This window comes from Xenorhabdus sp. SGI 60 (genome assembly GCF_056632175.1).
Genome location: NZ_CP196860.1, coordinates 1,057,449 through 1,080,559 on the forward strand (window position 1 = coordinate 1,057,449; position 23,111 = coordinate 1,080,559).

Annotated in this window: 22 protein-coding genes and 2 pseudogenes; 9 read left to right on the top strand and 15 right to left on the bottom strand. The window is 44.3% G+C overall.

Going from position 1 to position 23,111, the window contains the following annotated elements:
* The first annotated feature begins 136 nt into the window (after positions 1-136).
* The 5 genes from ACSJJG_RS04895 (at position 137) to glnB (ending at position 5,866) form a co-directional block, all read left to right on the top strand.
* Positions 137-1,576, top strand: a complete 1,440-nt coding sequence (locus ACSJJG_RS04895; RefSeq protein WP_481088699.1) for a sensor histidine kinase — start codon at positions 137-139, stop codon at positions 1,574-1,576.
* Positions 1,577-1,581: 5 nt separating this feature from the next.
* A complete protein-coding gene (gene qseG, locus ACSJJG_RS04900) occupies positions 1,582-2,442 on the top strand; it encodes a two-component system QseEF-associated lipoprotein QseG (protein WP_481088700.1) in 861 nt (286 codons plus the stop codon).
* 2 nt (positions 2,443-2,444) lie between these two features.
* Positions 2,445-3,782, top strand: coding sequence for a two-component system response regulator GlrR (gene glrR, locus ACSJJG_RS04905; protein WP_481088701.1), 1,338 nt, complete (start codon positions 2,445-2,447; stop codon positions 3,780-3,782).
* A gap of 107 nt (positions 3,783-3,889) precedes the next feature.
* On the top strand, positions 3,890-5,512 hold the full coding sequence (locus tag ACSJJG_RS04910) for an NAD+ synthase (protein WP_481088702.1): 1,623 nt from the start codon (positions 3,890-3,892) through the stop codon (positions 5,510-5,512).
* A 15-nt stretch (positions 5,513-5,527) separates the two neighbouring features.
* The gene (gene glnB / locus ACSJJG_RS04915; protein ID WP_045971762.1) at positions 5,528-5,866 is read left to right on the top strand and encodes a nitrogen regulatory protein P-II; all 339 of its coding nucleotides are present in this window, start codon (positions 5,528-5,530) and stop codon (positions 5,864-5,866) included.
* A gap of 139 nt (positions 5,867-6,005) precedes the next feature.
* On the opposite strand, the gene loiP is transcribed toward glnB, so the two are convergent.
* Both loiP and ACSJJG_RS04925 read right to left on the bottom strand, forming a co-directional pair.
* A complete protein-coding gene (gene loiP / locus ACSJJG_RS04920; protein ID WP_481088703.1) occupies positions 6,006-6,758 on the bottom strand; it encodes a metalloprotease LoiP in 753 nt (250 codons plus the stop codon).
* Positions 6,759-7,116: 358 nt separating this feature from the next.
* Positions 7,117-7,960 (bottom strand): annotated as a pseudogene (locus ACSJJG_RS04925) (IS982 family transposase); the annotation flags it as partial.
* A gap of 194 nt (positions 7,961-8,154) precedes the next feature.
* On the opposite strand from ACSJJG_RS04925, the pseudogene ACSJJG_RS04930 reads away from it, so the two are divergent.
* Together ACSJJG_RS04930 and ACSJJG_RS04935 are read left to right on the top strand one after the other, a co-directional pair.
* Positions 8,155-9,436, top strand: a pseudogene (locus ACSJJG_RS04930) (integrase domain-containing protein).
* The gene (locus tag ACSJJG_RS04935) at positions 9,426-10,157 is read left to right on the top strand and encodes a hypothetical protein (protein WP_189760439.1); all 732 of its coding nucleotides are present in this window, start codon (positions 9,426-9,428) and stop codon (positions 10,155-10,157) included. Before ACSJJG_RS04930 ends, ACSJJG_RS04935 begins: the two are co-directional and overlap by 11 nt.
* A 45-nt stretch (positions 10,158-10,202) precedes the next feature.
* Here the strand turns inward: ACSJJG_RS04935 and ACSJJG_RS04940 are convergent, their stop codons facing one another.
* The 13 genes from ACSJJG_RS04940 to ACSJJG_RS05000 form a co-directional block, all read right to left on the bottom strand.
* Positions 10,203-13,073, bottom strand: a complete 2,871-nt coding sequence (locus ACSJJG_RS04940) for a DUF927 domain-containing protein (RefSeq protein WP_189760438.1) — start codon at positions 13,071-13,073, stop codon at positions 10,203-10,205.
* Positions 13,063-13,290, bottom strand: coding sequence for a hypothetical protein (locus tag ACSJJG_RS04945; RefSeq protein WP_189760437.1), 228 nt, complete (start codon positions 13,288-13,290; stop codon positions 13,063-13,065). The genes ACSJJG_RS04940 and ACSJJG_RS04945 overlap by 11 nt, the downstream gene beginning before the upstream one ends.
* 1 nt (position 13,291) lies before the next feature.
* Positions 13,292-13,501: a helix-turn-helix transcriptional regulator gene (locus tag ACSJJG_RS04950; protein WP_189760436.1), complete on the bottom strand. Its 210-nt coding sequence runs from the start codon at positions 13,499-13,501 to the stop codon at positions 13,292-13,294.
* A gap of 265 nt (positions 13,502-13,766) precedes the next feature.
* On the bottom strand, positions 13,767-14,102 hold the full coding sequence (locus ACSJJG_RS04955) for a hypothetical protein (protein ID WP_189760435.1): 336 nt from the start codon (positions 14,100-14,102) through the stop codon (positions 13,767-13,769).
* A complete protein-coding gene (locus tag ACSJJG_RS04960; protein WP_189760434.1) occupies positions 14,102-14,668 on the bottom strand; it encodes a hypothetical protein in 567 nt (188 codons plus the stop codon). The genes ACSJJG_RS04955 and ACSJJG_RS04960 overlap by 1 nt, the downstream gene beginning before the upstream one ends.
* Positions 14,661-14,903 carry a hypothetical protein gene (locus ACSJJG_RS04965; protein WP_189760433.1) on the bottom strand — a complete coding sequence of 81 codons (243 nt, stop codon included), beginning with the start codon at positions 14,901-14,903 and terminating at the stop codon, positions 14,661-14,663. The genes ACSJJG_RS04960 and ACSJJG_RS04965 overlap by 8 nt, the downstream gene beginning before the upstream one ends.
* Complete coding sequence (locus tag ACSJJG_RS04970) at positions 14,896-15,483, bottom strand: host cell division inhibitor Icd-like protein (RefSeq protein ID WP_189760432.1); 588 nt, start codon at positions 15,481-15,483, stop codon at positions 14,896-14,898. Before ACSJJG_RS04970 ends, ACSJJG_RS04965 begins: the two co-directional genes overlap by 8 nt.
* The gene (locus ACSJJG_RS04975; protein WP_282885502.1) at positions 15,483-16,286 is read right to left on the bottom strand and encodes an antA/AntB antirepressor family protein; all 804 of its coding nucleotides are present in this window, start codon (positions 16,284-16,286) and stop codon (positions 15,483-15,485) included. The genes ACSJJG_RS04970 and ACSJJG_RS04975 overlap by 1 nt, the downstream gene beginning before the upstream one ends.
* A gap of 122 nt (positions 16,287-16,408) precedes the next feature.
* The gene (locus ACSJJG_RS04980) at positions 16,409-16,627 is read right to left on the bottom strand and encodes a helix-turn-helix transcriptional regulator (protein WP_189760431.1); all 219 of its coding nucleotides are present in this window, start codon (positions 16,625-16,627) and stop codon (positions 16,409-16,411) included.
* Between the two features lie 129 nt (positions 16,628-16,756).
* Positions 16,757-17,626, bottom strand: coding sequence for a hypothetical protein (locus ACSJJG_RS04985; RefSeq protein ID WP_189760441.1), 870 nt, complete (start codon positions 17,624-17,626; stop codon positions 16,757-16,759).
* A 346-nt stretch (positions 17,627-17,972) separates the two neighbouring features.
* Positions 17,973-18,404 carry an antiterminator Q family protein gene (locus tag ACSJJG_RS04990; protein WP_189760430.1) on the bottom strand — a complete coding sequence of 144 codons (432 nt, stop codon included), beginning with the start codon at positions 18,402-18,404 and terminating at the stop codon, positions 17,973-17,975.
* Positions 18,405-19,011: 607 nt separating this feature from the next.
* Positions 19,012-19,311 carry a phage baseplate plug family protein gene (locus ACSJJG_RS04995; RefSeq protein ID WP_189760429.1) on the bottom strand — a complete coding sequence of 100 codons (300 nt, stop codon included), beginning with the start codon at positions 19,309-19,311 and terminating at the stop codon, positions 19,012-19,014.
* Between the two features lie 2 nt (positions 19,312-19,313).
* On the bottom strand, positions 19,314-19,964 hold the full coding sequence (locus ACSJJG_RS05000; RefSeq protein ID WP_189760428.1) for a phage baseplate protein: 651 nt from the start codon (positions 19,962-19,964) through the stop codon (positions 19,314-19,316).
* A gap of 389 nt (positions 19,965-20,353) precedes the next feature.
* Here ACSJJG_RS05000 and ACSJJG_RS05005 point away from each other — a divergent pair, with 389 nt between their 5' ends.
* Both ACSJJG_RS05005 and ACSJJG_RS05010 read left to right on the top strand, forming a co-directional pair.
* Positions 20,354-20,836: a hypothetical protein gene (locus ACSJJG_RS05005; RefSeq protein WP_189760427.1), complete on the top strand. Its 483-nt coding sequence runs from the start codon at positions 20,354-20,356 to the stop codon at positions 20,834-20,836.
* A gap of 995 nt (positions 20,837-21,831) precedes the next feature.
* Entirely contained in the window at positions 21,832-23,073 is a 1,242-nt protein-coding gene (locus ACSJJG_RS05010; RefSeq protein WP_189760426.1) for an integrase, read from the top strand.
* Positions 23,074-23,111 lie beyond the last annotated feature (38 nt).

The following is a 23,111-nucleotide window of genomic DNA, read 5'->3' on the forward strand; positions in this document are numbered from 1 at the left end:
CCACCGTGTTTATGTATGCATCCGCATCGCTTTCAATGACTGATTGTTTCAATTATCCGCCGTTTTCAACTATTATTCTGACCATTTTCAATAAAAGAAAAGTCACTGTAGCATCAATGTCATTACAGGTTATGAGATGATTTCTTTGAAAAAATGGCGTTTATTTCCACGCTCATTGCGCCAGTTGGTTGTTATGGCTTTCTGGTTAGTATTATTGCCACTATTAGTTTTGGCTTATCAGGCTTATCAAAGTCTTGATCAGCTTAGTACCCAAGCTGCTGAGATTAATCGTTCAACGCTGGTGGATGCCCGCCGTAGCGAAGCGATGGTTGGCGTTGCCCTTGAGATGGAACGTAGTTACCGTCAATACTGTGTATTAGGCGATAGTCGGCTAGAAAAACTTTATCAACGCCAATATCGGCAGTATATGAATATGCTTGGTAATCAGATGGCGATGTTAGCTAATACAGAGTATACGAAGAAATTCAATGAATTACTGTCGGGCTTGAGCCAAATCTCTTGTAGTAATGGGGCGCCAGAAGCAACTTCATCTAAATTACTTGAAGAATTCTCCAGGGCTAATAATCTTTTGGTACAGGAAACCCGTAATATTATTTTTAGCCGTGGCGAACAACTGCAAAAAGACATTGCCGATAAAGGACAATTTTTCGGTTGGCAGAGCCTTATTTTATTCTTGTTAAGTGCCTTCTTGGTAACCTTGTTTACGCGTATGATCATTGGGCCAGTAAAAGGCATTGAGCGGATGATCAATCGGCTTGGAGAAGGGCAATCATTGGAAAATCAGATTGATTCCTTTAAAGGACCACGGGAATTACGATCATTGGCCCAACGCATTATTTGGCTGAGTGAGCGTTTATCTTGGCTTGAGTCTCAGCGCCATGAGTTTTTACGCCATATTTCCCATGAACTGAAAACCCCTTTGGCAAGTATGCGTGAAGGAACGGAGTTATTGGCTGACGAAATTGCAGGGCCTCTGACGGCAGACCAAAGAGAAGTTGTCAGTATCTTGGATAGCAGTAGCAGGCATTTACAGCAGCTCATTGAGCAATTATTGGAATATAACCGCAAATTAGCCGATGGCGCTGCCGAACATCAGATTGTTTCTCTAAAAGAAATTGTGGATAGTGTCGTACTTTCACATCAATTGCCGGCACGGGCAAAAAATATTTATACGGAAATTCAATTGGATATGGATTATTGTTGGGCGGAGCCTGGCTTATTAACACGAGTGATTGATAATCTCTATTCCAATGCAGTGCACTATGGCGCTGAATCCGGTAACATTTGGATTTCGAGTCGGCAAGTGGGGAAAAACCTTCAAATTGACATTGCCAATACAGGAACGCCCATCCCAGAGTTAGAGAAAAGTATGATCTTTGAGCCATTTTACCAAGGAAAACTTCAGCGAAAAGGTGCCGTTAAAGGAAGTGGTCTTGGCTTGAGCATCGCGCAAGATTGCATTAAACAAATGCAGGGGGAGCTTTGCCTGGTAGAATCCGAATTTGCTGATGTATGTTTTCGAATTGAACTGCCATTAACCGCAGAGAATGACTAAATAATATGTATAACAGGTTTACTTACCGCTTTATGACGGAGACGGAACAGCAAAATATTGTGGCTAACCCAATGAAAAAAACGGCTATCAGGCCATCTATCTTGGCACGTGCTCCGACCCTGCGCTTACGGACCATATTGCTATTGTTCGTTCCCTATTTGCTGGCAGGATGCGTTAAAACGAGTGGCTCAGACAATTTGACAACCCTGGCACAGTCTATCTTGCCAGAGCAGAGTGTCACGGATTATCGTCTTAAGGATTGTGATTCAATCTGGGACATCGCGAAGCCAGCGGCGATGGAAAACGGGCTTTATTGGTTGAGGTTTATTGATTGCACGGATCGATTGTCTTCGGCAGAAGCGCGTGAGACGGCGAAACGTTTTACCTCAGAGACGCCGACTGATTGGCATCAAGTGCTTAAGCAAAGTATTTTAATTGGCAGGGCGACTTCTGTATTAGCTGAACGCCGTAAAACGGTGGAAAACTTTAATCGGTATAGTGCACAATTTCCTATCGTTTTGCGGCCATTATTCCAATTGTGGCGTGAGCAGCAATATCTGAAAATTAATCTTGCTGAAGAAAGAGCCAAATTTCAGCGCTTCCAGTTTGACAGTGATAATAAAATTGATCGTCTGAAAGAAACACGAGCACGTTTAGAATATGAGCTTCATTTAATGTCCCGCAAACTAGAAAATCTGACTGATATTGAACGCCAACTTTCCTCCCGTAAACAAGAACAAAGTAGTGTTGTTACTCCTAACGCGAACCCTTCATCGGATAATAAAGCAGAACCGAAAGACAAACCCGCAACAAACGCGAAAGCCAATCCTTTAGAAGAAAAATCAGAAGAAAAAGGAGCCGAATAATAATGACAATTCGCAATTCCGCCCATCTTCTTTTAGTTGATGATGATCCTGGCTTGCTCAAACTATTGGGAATGCGTTTGACCAGTGAAGGCTTTCGTGTCATGACCGCAGAGAGTGGTCATGAAGCGTTACGCATACTGGCGAGAGAAAAAGTAGATTTAGTGATCAGTGACTTACGCATGGATGAAATGGATGGCATGGCACTGTTTGCCGAGATTCAGAAACAGCACCCCGGTATGCCTGTCATTATTCTGACTGCACATGGCTCTATTCCTGATGCGGTGGCAGCAACGCAGCAAGGTGTATTTAGTTTTCTGACCAAGCCTGTTGATCGTGACGCACTTTATAAAGCTATTGATAATGCGCTGGAACTATCAACGCCAGCCATCGATGGACAATGGTGCGAGAAAATCGTCACCCGAAGCCCTTTAATGTTGCGTTTATTGGAACAGGCAAAGATGGTGGCTCAATCCGGTGTGAGTGTTCTGATTAACGGGCAAAGTGGAACCGGTAAAGAGGTATTGGCTCAGGCTATTCATCGGGCAAGTCCCAGAGTGAAGAAGCCTTTTATTGCTATTAACTGTGGTGCCTTACCTGAGCAATTACTTGAATCTGAATTATTTGGTCATGCCAAAGGCGCGTTTACGGGGGCCGTCAGTAGCCGGGAAGGGCTATTTTTAGCGGCGCAGGGAGGAACATTGTTCCTTGATGAGATTGGCGATATGCCGATGGCGTTGCAAGTTAAGCTTTTGCGAGTGCTACAGGAGCGTAAGATTCGCCCATTGGGGAGTAATCGGGATATCGACATTGATGTCAGAATTATTTCTGCCACTCACCGTGACCTGCCTAAGGCCATGCAGTGTAATGAGTTTCGGGAAGATCTCTACTATCGATTGAACGTTGTTAATTTGAAAATTCCTGCCTTGAACGAACGCGCAGAAGATATTCCTCTATTGGCTAATCATCTGTTACGTGACGCTGCCAAACGCCATAAACCTTTTGTTCGCAGTTTTTCCACCACGGCTATGAAATGCCTGATGGCAGCAAGTTGGCCGGGCAATGTTCGTCAATTAGTTAATGTCATCGAACAGTGTGTGGCATTGACGATGGCGCCGGTCATTAGTGATGCTCTGGTCACTCAGGCATTGGAAGGGGAAAATACGGCATTGCCGACATTCGTGGAAGCCCGTGGGCAGTTTGAACTGAATTACCTGCGTAAATTGTTGCAGATAACCAAAGGTAATGTGACCCATGCTGCCCGTATGGCAGGGCGTAACCGGACAGAATTTTATAAATTGCTGGCACGCCACGCGCTGGATGCTAACGATTTTAAGGAATAACTTTTCTGCTACCCCAGAAATTTTTACACTGAATAGAAATGAATTGCTTTGCTGCTGAAACTCAGTAAAGCAGATAGATGATTTATGGCCCAGGAGAGCCGCATTCTATGAGTCGTACTCTTAAAATTGCTCTTGCCCAGTTAAATTGGTTGGTAGGAGACATTGAAGGCAACAGCGAACGTATGTTGCAGACAGTTCAGGAGCAGCAGGCAAAAGGCGCTGATCTGATCATGTTTTCTGAGCTGGCGCTGTCTGGCTATTTTCCTGAAGATTTGTTATTCCGCTCTGATTTACATCAGCGTTGTTGTGAACAATTGGTACGTTTGCAACAAGCAAGCGCTCAGGTTGGTATTTTGGTGGGGCATCCGTGGCAACAGGATGGCAAACTCTATAACGCGCTTTCCCTGTTTTGGCGAGGGAAAATTGAGGCACGTTACTTCAAACAGTTACTGCCAAATTATGGCGTTTTTGATGAAGAGCGTTATTTCAAAGCGGGGGATCAACACTGTGTTATACCATTCAAGGGTTATAACCTCGGTTTATTGATTTGTGAAGATTTGTGGTTTGACGCTCCAATTGATGCCTTGAAACAGGCGGGGGCAGACATCATCTTGTCGATTAACGCCTCTCCTTTTAATCGTGAAAAACCGAATATCCGCAGTACATTAATGAAGTCCCACTGCCAGCGTACTCATTTGCCAATTATCTATCTTAATCAGGTGGGTGGGCAAGATCAGCTTATCTTTGATGGCTGTTCTAAGGTCTTTGATGCCAATGGTGAAATAACCCATCGCATGGCGGCATTTGAGGAACAGATTGAGCAATGTTGTTTCAATGAGATGAACATTGAACCAATGGCAAATCCTATCCCTCAATTACCCCCTCTGGCGCAAATTTATAAGGCGCTGGTGCTGTCCGTACGTGATTATGTGCAAAAAAACGGTTTTAAAGGCGCTTTGCTTGGTTTATCAGGTGGGATTGATTCAGGGTTGACATTGGCGATTGCTGTGGATGCTTTGGGCAAAGATCACGTGCAGGCGGTCATGATGCCATTCCGCTATACCTCAGAAATGAGTATTCACGATGCCAGAGAACAAGCAGAGTTGCTGGGGGTTGAATTTGATGTTGTCTCCATCGAACCCATGTTTGATGCATTTATGGCACAGCTTGAACCGATGTTCGCGGGAACAGAAAAAGATACGACAGAAGAGAATTTGCAGGCACGTTGCCGCGCAGTCATTTTGATGGCAATGTCTAATAAACGCCGCCGTTTGGTATTGACCACCAGCAACAAAAGTGAATCGGCAGTAGGGTACTCGACCCTGTACGGCGATATGGCAGGTGGCTTTAATGCTTTGAAAGATGTCCCTAAAACAATGGTATTTGCATTGGCTAAATATCGTAATACCGTATCCCCAGCTATTCCTCAGCGTGTGATTGATCGTCCACCGTCAGCGGAGTTGTCACCCAATCAACTGGATCAGGACAGCCTTCCTCCCTATGACATTTTGGATGCGATCCTCGAAGGGTATGTTGAAAAAGATAAATCAGTGGCTGATCTGGTATCTGAAGGTTTTGATGAAGCCATTGTGCGTAAGGTGATCCGACTGGTTGATATCAATGAATATAAACGTCGTCAGGCACCTATTGGTCCACGCATTACGCAGCGTGATTTTGGTAAAGATCGGCGCTACCCGATTACTTCTGGTTTCGGGCGTAACAACTGGTAATTACAGGAAAACTTCATGAAAAAGATTGATGCAATTATCAAACCTTTCAAGCTGGATGATGTGCGTGAAGCTCTGGCAGAAGTGGGTATCACGGGTATGACCGTGACAGAAGTGAAAGGGTTTGGCCGTCAGAAAGGGCATACTGAACTGTATCGCGGCGCAGAATATATGGTGGATTTTTTGCCAAAGGTAAAAATAGAAATTGTCGTACCGGATGATATTGTTGATACCTGCGTCGAAACAATCATGCAGGTTGCACAAACAGGCAAAATTGGCGATGGCAAAATTTTTGTTTTCGATGTTGCCCGTGTTGTGCGTATCCGTACTGGTGAGCAGGACGAAGAAGCGATTTAATCAAGTCACTAAAATCACCTGAAAAAAGTGATAACGGGAATATTATCGGTTAGCCCACCCCCCAATGGGAGATGATGTGCGGGGGAGCCGGTTTTCAATCCGTTATCACTTATCTTGTTCTTGTATTGTACAGAACTTATTATTTCTTATCTGCTACGATACGATCACGAACGTGTTGAGCACGTTCCTGTGAAGGTGGGTGTGAATCAAACATGCTGGTTTCACCACTGCCCAGTTTAGCCAGTTTCTCGAAGCTGGTTGCTAGACCTTCAGTTTTGATATTGCGTTTTTTCATCAGATCATAAGAGAAGTCATCAGCCTGACTTTCCTGATGCTGCGAGAACTGCGAGTTGATCAGTTTTTCACCCAGTGCTGCAAGCTGAGAATCGCTCAGTTGTGCGGCGACCCCACCGGCTGATGCAGCTGCGGTACGTGCAGCCACTGTAGCATAAGCAACCTGCATTGCTTTACGGGTGTGGCCTAGTGCAACGTGACCCATTTCATGACCCAGAACGCCTTCGACTTCATTGTTGTTCATCATGTCCATCAGGCCGCTGTATACACGCACACAACCGTTAGCCATTGCCCATGCATTCACATCCTTAGTCAGATAAACTTTATAGTTAACCGATGTACCGTTAACTTCACTACCTAATGCTTTGGCGATTTTGTTCAGACGCTTAGTGTATTGGCTGGATGCCGGTGCAATTTTATTCTGTGCATCCATATCCTTACATGCTTGGTCAGATAACTGTTTGACATCAGAATCACTTAGTGTTGCCGCTTGGAATAATTGCATTCCAGAGTGAGCCAGCATTCCCTGATCAATATTCTTACAACCTGTCAGAATTGCAGCAGAAACAGCTACTGCAACAAGAGCTTTAATTTTCATAATATTGTTTTTCCTTTGTAATACATGCAACTATAGTTTTTTAAAAGCGTTAAAAGACTATGAGTTTTGCTAAAAATAACAATAGGAATAAACTCTAATATTTATGATTATGTGAGTGCAGTAACATTTTTAAAAAATAATCAAATCATAAGTAGAATAATTTAGTTTATACGCATTAAACTTCAAGTTGTAATTTACAACACGCTATGAAACCGGATTTCCCCCGCTTAGCAGAGAGAAATCACACGCATCTTGAAATTAGATTGGTATAAATTACTTTTAACGCGATGCTCGACTTTAACATCCTTATAACGTTGGCTTGTTGAAGCCAGTCGCGTTGACTTTTACCTTGTTTAAAATTGGCAAAAATACCCAACGTGTGAGAAAGCAGTTTTCTGGCAATTCGATTACCCAAATGCCACAAATCCCGCGCCCAGCACTTCTCGATAGCAAATTGCCCGGCGAGTTGACCAATCACGGTTTCAATTAAACGGCGTTTGTCATTAATACGCTTTCTGATTTCCCTGGGGATCGGATTATCCATATTGGCACGCACCGGCGTAATCATCTCAATGCCCTGCTTTTTCATTTCCTGTTTAAAACTCAACGCCTAAATACCCTTTATCGCCCAGCAAATAGCCTTTTATCGGACGCGACAAATCCCAGGCCGCTTCACGCTCACTGACGCTCGCAGGTGTTAACGTGAGCCCCGTGACTACGCCGGTTTCATCTATCATCAGATGCCCCTTAAAGCCGTAGTATGTTTCGTTCTTGGCGGCACAATATCCATAATCCGCTTGCCCTTTAAAGGGTTGGCGCTGCCTTTCGCTTTTTTGAATCCCACAGACGGGCAGGGGAAATCCGTCGATAATATGCACCGGTCTGTCGAGCGCGCCCAATAACGTCGCCAGCTGCTCTTGCAGCTTTTGTTTGACAACCCAAAGATTTGCCGCCTGTTTAGCAAAATTGGCGCGTGAGCCCAGTCCCGGAAACCACTCGCGCCAGTGGTCAAAAAAGTATTTCCAAATCCCTTTATCTGTTGAAAACCCTAAGAATTCACCAATCACTTCCATCGTGATGACTTCGGCATCGCTCATCTTAGGTGGCTTGCCCCCGGCTTCGTAATCGTGTGCCTTGCTGTAACGCCGTTAAATTATCGTCTACCCACAAAACACCCAAATGATAAAATCTTGCTGTGACATAGCCTTTTGTTCCTTTATTTCTCTATTTTTGGCGATTTAAAGTTATAAAGGAGCGGCTATGTCATTTCAACTCACTATGTCATCTCATCTAGAAAGTCGAGCATCGCGTAAAGTTAGTAGTAACAGCCCGACAAAACCAATAAATGCTTACTACTACCACATAGAACACTTACTACTACGGTTAGAGGTGCATGATGCCAAAAAAGATAACGCCGCTTTCCCCTACAACGGTATCTAATGCCAAAGCCAAACTTGATAGCAAAACGGGTAAGCCCAAAGATACGATCTATCGTGATGGGGATAATCTAGAACTCCTCGTAAAAGCATCAGGCATTAAGCTCTGGTATTTCCGATACTACAAACCACTCACCCAAAAGCGCACCATGATTGCGTTCGGTGAATACCCCTCTATTAAGCTGGCAGATGCGCGCCGACTCAAAGACGAAGCAAAAGCGCTACTGGCTAACAATATTGATCCGGTTGACCAGCGTAAACAGCAAGCAGCGGCAATACAGGAAGAGAACAGCAACACCTTAAAGAATATTGCTATTCGCTGGTTCGAGGTGAAGAAAACTACAGTTAGTGAGGATTACGCCAAAGACATCTGGCGCTCACTGGAAAAAGATATATTCCCTAAACTCGGTGATGTACCGATATCAAGCCTCAAAGCGCCTATGCTGGTGGAAGTGCTCAAGCCGATTGAAGCACGGGGCAATCTGGAAACGATTAAACGCCTGACGCAAAGAACCGTGGAGATCATCGACTACGCCATGAACTTAGGCGTTATTGATGCCAATCCTTTTACCACTGTCAGCAAAGCCTTTCCTAAGCCAAAGAAAAAGCATAACCCGACCATTCGACCCGAAGAACTCCCCGGATTAATGCAAGCACTCTCCATTGCAAAGGTAGAACGGCAAACCCGTTTAGTTATTGAGTGGCAACTATTAACCGCTATGCGCCCGGGGGAAGCGGTAAAAGCTCGTTGGTCTGAAATAGACTTTGATAACAGACTCTGGAATGCGCCCGCGGAAACGATGAAGATGGATCGCCCTCACACAGTGCCTTTATGCCAACCGGCTTTAGATATTCTTGAAGTGATGAAGCCTATCAGCGGGCATAGAGAATTTGTCTTTCCCCACAGATCTACCCCCAATACGCACATGAGTAGCCAGACGGCAAATATGGCACTAAAGCGCATGGGATACCAAGATATCCTCACTGCTCATGGTATCCGCTCAATCATCAGCACAGCATTAAATGAACAAGGCTTTATGCCCGATGCTATAGAAGCTGTGTTGGCTCATGGGGGAAAAGAACTCTGTCCGGGCAGCGTATAACAGAGCCACCTATTTAGAACAGCGCAGGGTTATGATGGACTGGTGGGGGCTGTATGTAAAAGGTGCAGCAATGGGTGATTTAACAGTAGCTGGAAGCGTCAAAGGATTACGTGTCGTAGGAAGTGATTATGTCGGATGAGCTTTTTATTATTGAGAATGTCAACGCAGCACTCGATTACTACAATATGGGGCGAGGGATGGAGGACGGGCTATATCCTCACTCCCCGGCTTATTGGTGTGCTGGCCAAGTTGCTAACTTAACCGATGCTGAACGAGAAGCATCATTATCCAGATTAGACATATGGGATATGCTATATGGGCCTGTTAGCTATATAAAAGAACTGTGTCAGCCCGGTAGCGATGTTTGGCGTTACTTTATAGTCGATACATCTATAAACAGTACCAAGAATGACTTACTGGTCAGTGCGTGTGCTATATGGGGATGGGGGTTAACCGAGGACTCTAATAGTGTATCATGCTATTTAGCAGCCTCTAACCTCGTCTTTGCAATCTTGGCTCAAGAGCAATATGACAACGAGATTATTAACGACTTTGAAAACCTAGACATTAAATATAAGCGCAGAAAAGCAGCAAAAGCGAGACATGACAACTACTATGGCCCACTTAAAATTTCGATTAGAAAATGGGCACAAGAAACTATCAATACTACAAGTAGAAACATAACTAAAGCCGCGCTAGCTACCGCCGCGGACTCTTGTTACCGCGATTGGATAAAAGAAAATCCACCAGCAACCCCAGCTTATAATAGGCTGCACCCTTTAAATAATAACGGACAACGATTGAATGAACCAACATACCGTACTATTTACGGATGGGTAAAAACGCTACTCGACAAATAGAAGAGCCAGTAAAAAGAAATAAGCCGGATTGCTCCGGCTCTTTTATTACTCAAATAGCTTTTCTTCATCTATTCGGTAAAATCTACGCTGGTCTGGATACCCAAGTGGGGCACGTTTCTTAGGATTATAAACAGTGCGTGATTTACCGTTCTTGCCTGTCTCCTCCGTTACCCCAATAAGCACTCCTTTCTTGTGTAACGCGGCAATTGTTATATCAAAATTACAGCCATCCAGCGCACGATCTTTCAATGCGTCTGACGTAATCCAATAAATACGGGATAGAGGGGTATCATCAGCAGATACTGATTCGTTGCTGAAATCAGCCAAGCCAACACTCTTCCCATTGGACAAAGTAATATACCCATCGGATATAGGCATACTCCCAGTGTCATTAGAGGAAGAACGAAAGCGCGATTCACTATATGTACTGAGATATGAACGCAACCGCTCAATGCCGTTTACCGCTTCCAAATCGCCAGTAGTCCCCCTATCATCTATATAGGCGTTGAAGCACTCACCTACGCAGCGTAGCGATTCCTCGGTATCCCATCCAGTAATACCCCATTCCGTCGCTAGCTCTCCCGCAGCAGCACATAGAGCAAACCGCTCTAATACTCGGTCTAACTGTGCTCCTGCATCGTCTGGCCTATAGCTTGACTTAAACTCAGTGATTAACTCTCGCAAGCGATCAACCAACTCCGAACGGGTAGAAGCGGTAAGCTTTTCAAGCCATGAGATACCGGCACAACCATAATATTTCGTTGTTAAAGCATTCAGCGAATCAGCAAATTCTTTTGCTGTGCCTGAACCGTGGAGGGTATCAAAAACGCCATTTTCATCGCTTACTATTGCTGGGATATCCACAAACCGTGCTTGCTGACCAGCGGCAACTCTCTCACCCGAAGCCTTAAGATAACTCTCGAAAGCGTCTTCACTGGATGCCAGTACCAGAGTCCGCCATTGTAGCGTCTCACGCAAAGTAACATCCTTTGTGCCTCGTGCCTTTCCCTGCCCAAGAGCCAGCATATAAGCAATCTGCCCCACCAGCTTAGGGTTAACGCTTTTCAGTTCATCCAGGATTAACGGCAGGTCATTATGAGCTGTGGCCAATACCTCGATCCCGACTAAAGTGGTATTGCAACTATGAGAATAACCGCCTGTCGTTGCACCGCTACCCCATACAGAGGCGGCGATATGCTGAGCGGTACTCTTACCTTTGGTTGATGCCCCTTTCAGGCTGAATACCCCGCCATCAACGCCCAATACATTGAGCAAAGGCGCAGCAAAAGCAACGCAGAGAGAAAATACTAACCGGGTATTACCGGCGCATTTCGTGCTGATATTTTTCTGCCATTCTTCAAGAGAACCAGACTGCGTTAATTGACTGCTTTCACTCTTTTTACGCCCGGATAATTGGTACATCACTTTGCTGGTGGAACTACCTATCGTACTTTCTGGCAATACAAACAAGTGATCATTAAACCAGCCCGTTGAAGTGGCTAAGGTTATGCGCTCCCTTGCCGTTGAGATATTAAGATATTCCAATAGACCACGGCTCATATTGGTACTGATATATAACCCCAACTTAGACAAAGTAGGGATAATATCACTACTGGATTTATGTAATTGCTCATCCGGTACAATGAATTGCTTAGTTTCCCGATCCCGGTCTTTAAATGAAATCAGCTTTCCCCAGTTATCGCTATACATATCACGAGTTAATCCCAGCACTGAGAACGGTGCAGATATCTTCCGGGCTACAATGTTTTTTGCCTTCCCTTTTCCCTCTTCAACATTCTTCATTAGACCGTCCTCGGTCATATAAAAACCGTGCTTTTCTAATTCTAAATAAGGTCGAAGAATTTGGGGGTTTTCCCACCCAAGCGAGGCAGCGTGCGAAAATATCCATTTATAACTGGTGAGATCAGCACGGGAAGTATCCCAAGTTGATTCAAAGTGAACAGCATCAAATGCCGCTCCACCCGCCTCAGACCATTCCAGCGCCAATTGGTATGCATTGTCTTCATAGGGTGTGTTTTTCAAACTACCAAGAGCAGCGATTACCCTTTGCCAATTTTGTCTGCCTCCCTCTGATATTGCCAACATCGCAGGGGAAAACAGAGCAGCCTGTAAATCATCTAATGTATGTTCGTCTATCTCATACCAGCGGTCTAAATCAGAGTCACTATCATAGTGTTGTCTTACAGGCCCGGGAGGTGTCTTCGACACAAGCGGAGTCATAGCAAGATAGTTCGCTACGTCTGCCAGCTCACCGTCTAAATGGTGGATAATGGCATCAGTCACATCCTCCCCGGTTTTGGTTTTCCGGCGTACAGCATTCACTATGGGTAAATAGCATTGTTGTTCGGCACGATAGACAGATTCATCCCACCCAATGACAGGCTTCCACTCGCTGATCAAATCCTCTTCGGCGATTTGTTGAATGGCTGTTTCTATTTTACTGGCTATCATCTGGCAAACATGAATGCCCTCAGTGCGATCTACCTCCGAATTTAGGAGTATTACAAAACGACAACGCGGAGCATCTTCGGTATAATTGAAAGTCGTATAAAGCACACCTTTGAACGTCTTTTTTAAGTAACTGACCATCGCATCAAATGTTTGGGGGCTGTCAAAACTATCGCAGTCAAACGATACAAAGCGGCGTTTAGCCGCTAATGCTGAAAGCCTCCAATTTTTTATACCCTGAAACTTCTCAGGGTATTTTTCTTTCGGGGTATTGCCTCTTGGGTGTTCCCCCTGTTCCATTGCTGCACAAAAATATTGTTTCTTTTTAGCTGTCGCAGTATCAGTTATTAATTGCTCAATGAACTGATCTGCATTTTCGGCACATCGTTGTTCAGGGGTAATATCGTATACATCCCGTCCACGGGAATAATAAATTTTATCGGCCATTATTACGGTTTCCTTTCTTTCTGTTCTCCCGGCGTTCTATGGCAGCAGCACGACGGCATAGAGCACGGTTAACATAATTCTCAGCAACAAGTACCAATTCATCGTAATTTCGCGGATTAACTAAATCGGGAATGCGTGTGTTACTTTTAATGGAATAGCTGCGTTGCATAACAGCGATGTGATCATTTTGAGAGCGCAGATGTCTATTGTTAGCCATATTATCTATTCTCCTGTCCACGGGTATTAAGACGAGACTCAATATATTTATTAACCTCACTTGCTGCCCAACCAATGCGCCGTAATCCCAATTTCACGGACTTAGGGAATTCAGGTGTTCTTTTTAAAAACTCATGGAAGCCACTATCGGATTTATAGTGCAGCGCCGCTTTCACTTCTTTTTTAGTCAGCATCGATTCACTAATACTCATTACGTATTCTCCTGCGTTAAACGGCCATAAACGAAAATAAACGCGAGAAAAATAGCCATTAACGAAATAACAAAGAAGCCCTTTACACGTGCAGGCTGTAATAAGAAATACACTCTGCATATGCAGGCTGTAATAGCGAAACATAGAAAGCCAATACGTAGGAAATTACATATTGGCTATTATTCCGGGGAGGGGATATATTTATCCCTGCCTTAATTTATATACGGCATCTTTTATCGTTCGCGTTTATTTCCGATACAGCTCGTTAGCGTCCCCCTTTCTTTTTCTGCTTACGCTTACATTTCTTCGATTTGGTTCCGATATGTTTTGAGCCGCCACTAAATTTAATCGCGTTTGAGGATTTAAATACCTGACTGTAGGGGGCATTTCTGGTCGCATTCTTCGTGAGCTTACGGCTGCGTGATTTGCTTACGTTTTCCTCAAACACCGTCAGTATCGGAACAACTCTTGGTTCTCGAAAATCTTCGCCAAAATCAATTTCTTTAGCTGTATTTATCGCTTCCTCGGCATTACCGTTCTGCTCATTCATAGCATCGTTAACTGTCTCAGAGACAACGCTGGTGGATTTAGATTTGTTCATCAGTGCATCACCCTCGGCTTGTTGCCCGCCATCTGCGGTAAGCCCTCTTCAATAAAGCCGCGATGCAGATCGAACATGACTTCTCGACCAAAATCAGACAGCGCCGCGCCTTGACCAGGGAACCCCGTTAGCATTTGCCAATAGAAACTGACAGCGTTCTTTAACCCTTTCTCGTGGCCAAATCGCTCAATCAACGCACCTTCAATATTGTTCTCCAGTGCTGAGCATTCAGTAGATAAGAATAATGGAAGTATTACCGGGGAATTTTTCAGCTTAAAAATGGCGTTGCTGTTGTGTTTTTCCCTTTGTTCCAGAATCCAAACATGCGCCACCAGCCAACGAAAGAAACGAATATCACCGACCGCTTGCCCTTCGGGGTGTGTGGTTAGCCATGCCATCATTAGCTCTAAAGCGACATCGGTTTGGTAGTCCCATTCGCCACCATTAACCCGGTCTAAAATAGAAGTCGCAGGCAGAGAAGCCACTATCATCTCAGGCCTGTTTTCCTCGGACTGGCTGTACAGCGTCACAATGCCGTTTTCGATAACCGTTCTGTAATCACGCATATTGCACCTCATTAGCCTGGTTAACGTGGGGTTCAGTCTCAGCCGTCCAGTAAGCGCGCTTGCCCTCTTCGGTATGCAGTTGTAACAGTTGCTGGGCGTACTCCAGTAAATCGGCTTCGATATCCCTTGCTTCGGGGTCTAGGCGCAAATACTCCACGGCTTTAAGGAATGCGGCCACTGGCTCTAACACATCAGCGGGGTGAGCATAGATAGTTGTTAAGGAACGATCAGACATGGCGCACCTCCTGTACTGGCAGGCGACCAGCAAAGAGCAGGACGAAATCACGGGAAAGCGTAGAACGGGCATTGTGCTCGTCAGGGGCAATAGTCTCTACACGGCTGGGTATAGCGTTTAAATCTGCGCGCTTGACGCTCAGAAACACGAATTTGAAATGAGTGGGGGTAGGGATAGTCGCCATAGTTGCGATCTCCTTGATGTAATATAAGGAGTCACCACCAGAGTTCTCACACTCGGAAAGGGCGGTGACACTAGCAGAGGTGAGAATACTGGACATCAAGGAAACCAGCCTACCTTTCGGTAGCTCCGCTAGCGGCACCATTGAATACGTATAGGCGAATACCGCCTCAAATGAAAGGTGCTGCGATGCAGTGACACAAAAAAAGACGCTAGGCGCGTCATGTGTCGCCAAGATGTTAATCAGGTTCTCACGCCTGACACCAGATTTTGCTGGTGCGCAGTCAATATAGCCAATGTTGGATAACAAAGTAAAGAGACAATGATCACTATTTTTGTGATGGCTCTCTCTTATAGCGCTAAAAAACTCAATAGGTTGCGTAGTGTTGCACGTTGTCATTACTTGGCCTCCATGCGCTGCGCTAACCATTTCTGAGATAAGCCCATTAACTTGTCTTTACGGGTAGAGTAGTCCATGCCTAGCTCAATCAGCGTTGTGTTGGTCTGCTCCAGATAGGAAAGGTGCTCAAGCTGTAATTCGCTCATTGCATCACGAGGATTGCCAATAATGCTATGCTGCTGCGCCCACTGTTTGGCAGTCATGCCCGCCAATACAATACGGTTCAGCATGTTTGATTCATTGGTGTAATGACGTGGCAATGTGGTTTTGCCCTGCTCCATACGCGCCATTTCCAACGCTGCACACATCGGCTTGTGGTAGCTTTGTGCCTTTAAGCGTGCTTTCAGCTCACTACGTAGTTCTTTAGTCACTACTGGAGCAACTTTGTGTAACGCTTCCTCGCACTTGATAAAGTACTGGCGGATTAAGCGCCCTTGGTCGGTACGCTCAACCATTGCCAGCTCTTTCGCCATGTTAATAGTGACGTGATAGTCTTTTGTTAATTGTTGTCTGGATTTTGCGCTGTCCGAATTTGGATAGCGCAAATTTTCGACGACAGAATAATCTTGATTCTCAATAAAACTGTATTGGTTAATCCTGTCACCAATCCAGGCAGCGAAAGCACGCTTAACACCTAATGCCTCATGTAATGCTTTTGCACTCGCGCCATTAATTAATTGACCGTTAATCGTGCCTTGAATAACCGGTAACATTTCAGCGAAAGATAGTTCGCTAGTATCGTGCTGGCTGAATTTAGAGCGAGTTTGTCCGGTGGCATTTAAGCCACTTTTTAAATGTTCCACGTTTATGACTCCGTTATTTGGTAGGGTACGGTGATAAAAGTACTTCGGCTTGCGATGTTAGACATGCCCTTAGATCCACCAGCAAAGATAAGCCTGTGAGTTGCCGGGCAATGGATACAATATTAGCCATTACGCGCTGCCTCCAAGCGTTCATCTAAACGAGCGGCAATAATGCGCTGGTTAATCCACGCATCAACTTCACTTTCGATAAACGCAGAAGCGCGAGCGCCGGTCTTTATTTGCTTGGGGAACTTCCCTTCGGAAATGTATTTGTACACCGTGGACTTGCCTAAACCAGTACGGCGACATACTTCGGGTAATCTGATAAGAGAGTGTTTCATAAATAATAGCCTTTCTCGGTTGTTAGTAATTGGTATTGGAGGAACGAGAGAAAGACTAAGGCATTTGAATTTGGAATATTCGAATGTTCCGGGAATATTCCAAATATTCCAAAAAAGTAAGATGAGGGACTATTTATCATTCACCATTTTGATATCCACGCTTTCAAGAAATGGCGTTATCTCGATAGCTGCTTCACGTAAGTAGTCTTGTATTTTTCTTCCATCTAAGTGAGCTACGCCACGATCTCGCAAATCTTGGCGTATTCCACTATCGGGGTTATCTAATTCTCGGCGGGGGTATTCAGCGGTATCAGAGTCATACGCTGCGTAAAGTACCGCCTTTGTAAACCGGGCGAGAGTATTAAACTTCTTGGCGGATATTTTGTTATCTTTTAATTGTGACTCCGGTTTATTTTTTTTCGTTGGTTTATTTTCAGATAAGGGGATATTGTGAATAATCGCGTATAGCTTCTCTAACTCAAAACGCGGAATAACAGGCTCTGGCATGGGGAACGTTGCTGATTCAATGTATTCTGTGCCCTGATTTTCATCATATGCAGCGCCAGATTTCTTTTTTTTATTCTTGTTCTTACTGCTCGCATAAAGCTCTGTAGCATCGTCAATCATGTAACGACGATAACTACGCATCTTGCTTTTTTTTCCTGCTTTTTCCTTGTTTATTTCTCCGGTTGATAAATCGATACCACTCAGAACGGCTGTATTCCACTCCGAATCGCCAAAGCGTACAGCAAGGTATTTATGTTTTTCGGCTTCTCCAAAATGTAAGCTGAATAAGTACCCTAGACCTTCTTTAAACCATAGATCCCGTATATCGTCTGTAAGTCTATACCTACCTATAACCCCCTCTTTAAACCATAGTTCAAGGTGTTTTGCTGTTACTTTAAAGGGTGGTTCGGTTGCGTTGAGTAAGTCTAACGCAACGCTCATGGGGGGATTTTCAAATACACATGCCAGAGGTTTTGGTTTTGGATCTTTCATCACGCCCGCCTTATAAACGTTATGCCTTAACAATGGAGGTGATGAGGCAGGCGGTAAGGCGTACCGCTTTTCTCTCCGTCGAGATAGCCCCATCGAATAACATTGTGCTATAGCTGGTGGATTTTGTCCAAAGTCTAATCGTGCTGTTTTGGAACAATTAAGCGTAATCAAATGGTTATGATTAGGTGGGATATATAAATTGTTGATTGATATTAACTTCCTGCATTGGAGGAAGTTGACCGGGTAGTGTATCTAACTCGTTGAATTGACTTAATTCCGGTGGGTAGCCGGAATCACTTTGCTGGTGGAGCCGTTCGCGCGGGTTATCGGGCAAGGGATAGGCTTTTTACCGTTGAGCGTTTAATGCTGAACTGGACAAATTCGCCCTGTTACCGTGGAAGCCATAGATTAGGTCTATTTCTAATGGCTCGTCCAAAACCTCCAGGCAACCTAAGATAAAACTTTCAGCCACTAGCATACGCTTTCTGACTTCGCTTTCACTGAGCTTGAACTTGCGACCAATTGCGCGTTTAGACATGCCGCTAACATAGTGGTGCTCGATAAAATCGCATTCCTGAGCCATACCCACATTACGCAGCTTGGCAACGCAGCCATCTATAATCATGCCGTCCTCGTCACTGCACGATAATTTGTTGTTGCTGGTATAAGTCACCGCGTCTTTAAACCCGGCTGATACCGACTTCCACCCAATGTTAACCCTGCCTTGCACTACCCACCCGCCCCAGTGCGTTAATATCTTCGGTATATCTCTGTGCATGATTTTTTATCCGCCCCGAACGTACTAGTTAGAAAGTACAGTTTAGCATTGGCAGTCGATAGAGGGAACGTGATAAATAGATGGTACAACTTTTGGACTATCCTGATTTTAAAGGGTTTTTACTTACTATCAGCTTTATGATGTGATCCAAAGTTGGATAATAATGATTTCAAAGGGTTTTTCAATTCTAGCGAATCGCGAGAATTAAGCCTTATCAAGAAGTTACAGGGAAGTGCTCACTTGATTGGCTAACGGGCAAGAGATGACGCAAATCTGCGTCATTAAAAGAATCAAAGAGTTATCTATAACCAAGATGATCGGTTTTTCGATCATCAATATAACTACCTGATTCAACTTAATTATACCGATTCGTTAGAATCAAAAGCCCCTTGCTCTTAACTGGCGAGATATTGGTAAGCAGTGCTACTTGCAATATTTTACCAGTTTAACCACCTTGCATGGCTTCTGCTTTAAGATGCAAATTTTTACACGTTGCCTAACTCGTTGATATTACCCGTAAAGCATATTTGCGCTACAGGTAACTGTTTGATTCTAATCATGATGTAGGTTTTGAATCATGGTCAAGACGTTGATCATCAATGTTATCTCAAAAAGACTTGAAGTATAGCCGTCCAGTACCGCCCACCGCCTCTTCGCTCTTCTCGTCAACACCATTACAAACAAAAACCAGCGCACCGTTAAAACCTAGATACCTATACCGCTCCAAAATATCGATGCCAGTAACCAATGGCACCCCCAAGACAATTGGTTCACTATTAGGGTGCATGATATCTAATATCCAACCTGCAATTTCCCTGTACTGTATTTTCATCCGGTATTCTATGCCGCCTAGCTGAATATCAAACAATTGGTTTTCATTCAATAAAGGGATCTCAACAACGCTCATTTTCAACCTCCTGTGATTCTCTTGCTAGCCCTGGTCAACGCTCCGCCGAATAATTTATCTGCTGCGTCAAACCCCTCTTGTAACAAACTCTTATTAGTGTCGACTGTTATTGGCGTCACCCTTCCACGGTCAACCGCTGGTCTTATATCTAACGGTGCTTTCATTGATACCCGTGGAACTTTCACACCCTCGACCGTTGCAATATCGACAATAATCACTTCGCGCAAGGTCAACGTGACCATAAGCACATTCTCAGAGGTCTTATCCGTCTTGACCTCAATTGCCCTGATCAGCATGTTTCTGTACCGCCGTTTGCCCGTGATGACGTCGAACGGCTCCTTAGAGGCTCTGAGTTTGAGCAATTGCTCATAAACTTCTTTAGGGTTTTTACCCAATATTTCTTCGGTATCAAAATCAAATATCTTAGTAGGCGTATCAAAACCATCAATCAATGAACCACCACCGGCAAAGCCAATTTCCATTGTCACTTCTGCGGGCTTGTCATAAGCATGATCGCTAATAGCCGCGCCATACTGTACCGGGTGCTCGGTAATTTCAGTTGCGTCAATGTGCTTTTCCGATATCACCACACTCGGCACTATCAGCCCTATTTTTCGGGTATTTTGAAAGAATAACGTTGATAAAATATCCATCGGTTATCCTACCTGTTTAAAAGTTTATGTTGATAAAATATACCAAAGTAACCCAATAAGACCACAAAGTTTGGGTAAATGGAAATTTTCACGATGCCTTTAATACCAAGCCATAACAAGTAAGCAAGCACTCACAAATCTAATTAATAATCTAAAACTACATAAAAATACAGAATAAAAAAGCAGCAGTCAGATCGGGTTATTAACACGTGGTGTTGTGGAGGGGAAAACGGGATAGCAAGGCGGGTGGGGTAATCGCGATAAATAACCGTTTCATTTTAATCATGGTCAATGTTAGCCGTTCTGCTTGTAGTATTTCACCCTCAAAGACAGGCTTGATAAACTATCCCCTCACCTTTTTATAAACTAAATAGTATCGATTACAAACTATGCAAAACGGACTTGTTAAATTAGCGGCTGACACCCGAACAGTATTTGAAAAAGAGCACCAGAAAATAAATGATATGGGCATTCCTTTCTTTTATAGCTTCCCGATTAATTCTTGTCAGGGGGCTTCTGTATTCCTCGGTATGGTAGCTCAACAATTTTTCCCCAATGCCGATATTAAAATTGTATTAGGCAGTGATAGGAAAAAGAGAGAGCATCATTACTGGTTAGAAATTGACAAGAAAGTTTATGACCTGACAGTAGACCAATTTATATCTTGGATGGACGAGCAATATAATTGCCCTGACAAACCTATCTACGCTGAAAAGAAACATCCACTGGCAAGGTACTTTTTCTATAAACAACATTTTTCTCCAGTGAGCGCATACGCTATTTTCTGTACTCAATACGCAAAGAATACTAAGTCGGCAATTATTGCCTATGACTTTATGAGAGCAGAACTAAGAAAGCTGGGCTGGGATTAAGCCGGGGAGCTGAATATATAAGGCGGAACTCCGCCTTAACTCTTTGATTAATTTTAATTGCTTCGTTTCGGAGGAATCAACGGCCGTGCCCGTAACTCAAATCTGAGGTACGGTTAACTACATGATTCTGCTTATGATCCAAAAGTTACACCATCTTTGAGAGCAAAGCACGTTGCCGAACGGTTCAATGAAGCTATGCGCCTGTAAGGAAGCGAGCCCCCATCATTCAAAATTTTTCACTTAGCTATACATAAAACTACAGAAAAATATTAACGATTCCGAAACCACATCAAACTACGGGATTGGAAAGCCAGCCTTTATAGAAATATTTCCGCTCCAGAGCTAAGCAGAAATTACTGCTTTGACCTAAGCGAAGATCCCCACTCAGCTCTACCGACAAATTTGGCGTTAGCCATACACGTATTTACAATAGCCAAAAAGATGTTGCTCATTTCCGGGGAAAGCTTTATTAAAGGGACGGGACACATAAAATAGATACTGTCCCGCCCTTGTCCCGTTAGTTTACTGAATATGAATTATTAAAATAAGCATAACTATATAATATATATAATATTTTTATATTTATATAAATAAGTAAGGGACACAGGGACACAGGGACACAGGGACAGCGGGACACATAAAAATACTGTATTATAAATATGAACATACATCGCTACCCCCTCCTCGGTTAAAAAGCACTCACAAATATTTTTGGTAGTAAGTTTGGTAGTAACAAACCAATACAAAAATAATAAATACCTTATTTATTAACCAGTTATATAACCAGTTCAAATTCCGCCAGCCGGTGATTACCAGAGTCATCCGATGAAGTCCTAAGAGCCCGCACGGCGCAAGCCCTGCGGGCTTTTTTGTGCCCTCAATTTGTCCCGCGAAGTCCGAAGAGAACTAATTAAATCCGAACCTTTTAGGCCCATTGATAGGCCCAACGAAAAGCTCTATTGTTTTCGTTGGGCCTAAACGCATGGAGACTCCCCATGGCAAGAAAAACCAAGCCGTTAACCGATACGGAAATCAAAGCCGCCAAACCTAAAGATGCCGATTATCAGCTGTATGACGGCGACGGGCTTACTCTGCTAATCAAATCCAGCGGTAGTAAGCTCTGGCAGTTCCGTTACTATCGGCCTCTGACCAAGCAGCGAACCAAACAAAGCTTCGGAGCCTATCCTGCCGTCTCGCTTTCTGATGCGCGTAAACTCAGAGCTGAATCTCGAGTTTTATTGGCAAAAGACATTGATCCTCAGGAACATCAGAAGGAACAGGTGAGGAATTCTCAAGAGGCCAAAACTAACACTTTCCTGTTAGTTGCCGAACGTTGGTGGAATGTGAAGAAAGCCAGCGTGACGGAGGACTATGCCGACGATATCTGGCGCTCGCTTGAAAGAGATGTTTTTCCAGCAATCGGTGATATCAGTGTCACTGAGATTAAGGCTCATACTCTGGTTAAAGCAGTGCAGCCGGTTCAGGCCAGAGGTGCATTAGAGACTGTTCGCCGCCTTTGTCAGCGTATTAACGAAGTCATGATTTATGCGCAGAACACAGGCCTGATTGATGCTGTTCCTAGTGTAAACATCGGAAAAGCTTTCGAGAAACCGCAGAAGAAAAACATGCCTAGTATCCGCCCGGATCAACTTCCACAATTAATGCAAACTATGCGTACGGCTAGCATCAGTCTGTCTACGCGGTGCTTGTTCATGTGGCAACTTCTCACCATCACTCGCCCTGCCGAAGCTGCTGAGGCTCGATGGGATGAGATCGATTTTGATGCCAGAGAATGGAAAATTCCTGCAGCTCGAATGAAGATGAACCGGGACCATACGGTTCCACTCTCCGATGAGGCTCTCTCTATTCTGGAAATGATGAAGTCACCCAATGGTGGCCGAGAATTTATCTTTCCCAGCCGCATTAAGCCTGCCCAGCCGATGAACAGCCAGACAGTGAATGCAGCCCTTAAGCGTGCTAGCTTAGGAGGCGTTCTCGTATCACACGGTTTACGTTCTATCGCCAGTACGGCACTCAATGAGGAAGGATTTCCGCCTGATGTCATTGAAGCAGCACTGGCTCATGTAGACAAAAATGAGGTACGTCGCGCTTATAACCGCAGTGATTACCTTGAGCAACGTCGTCCTATGATGCAATGGTGGGCTAATTTTGTTAGCAAGGCCGACAGCGGGAGCATTGTTGAAACTGGGAAAACGGGGTTAAAACTTGTGGACTGAATTTTGAGCTGAACTGGTGTTCTCCCAGCAAAGTTGCA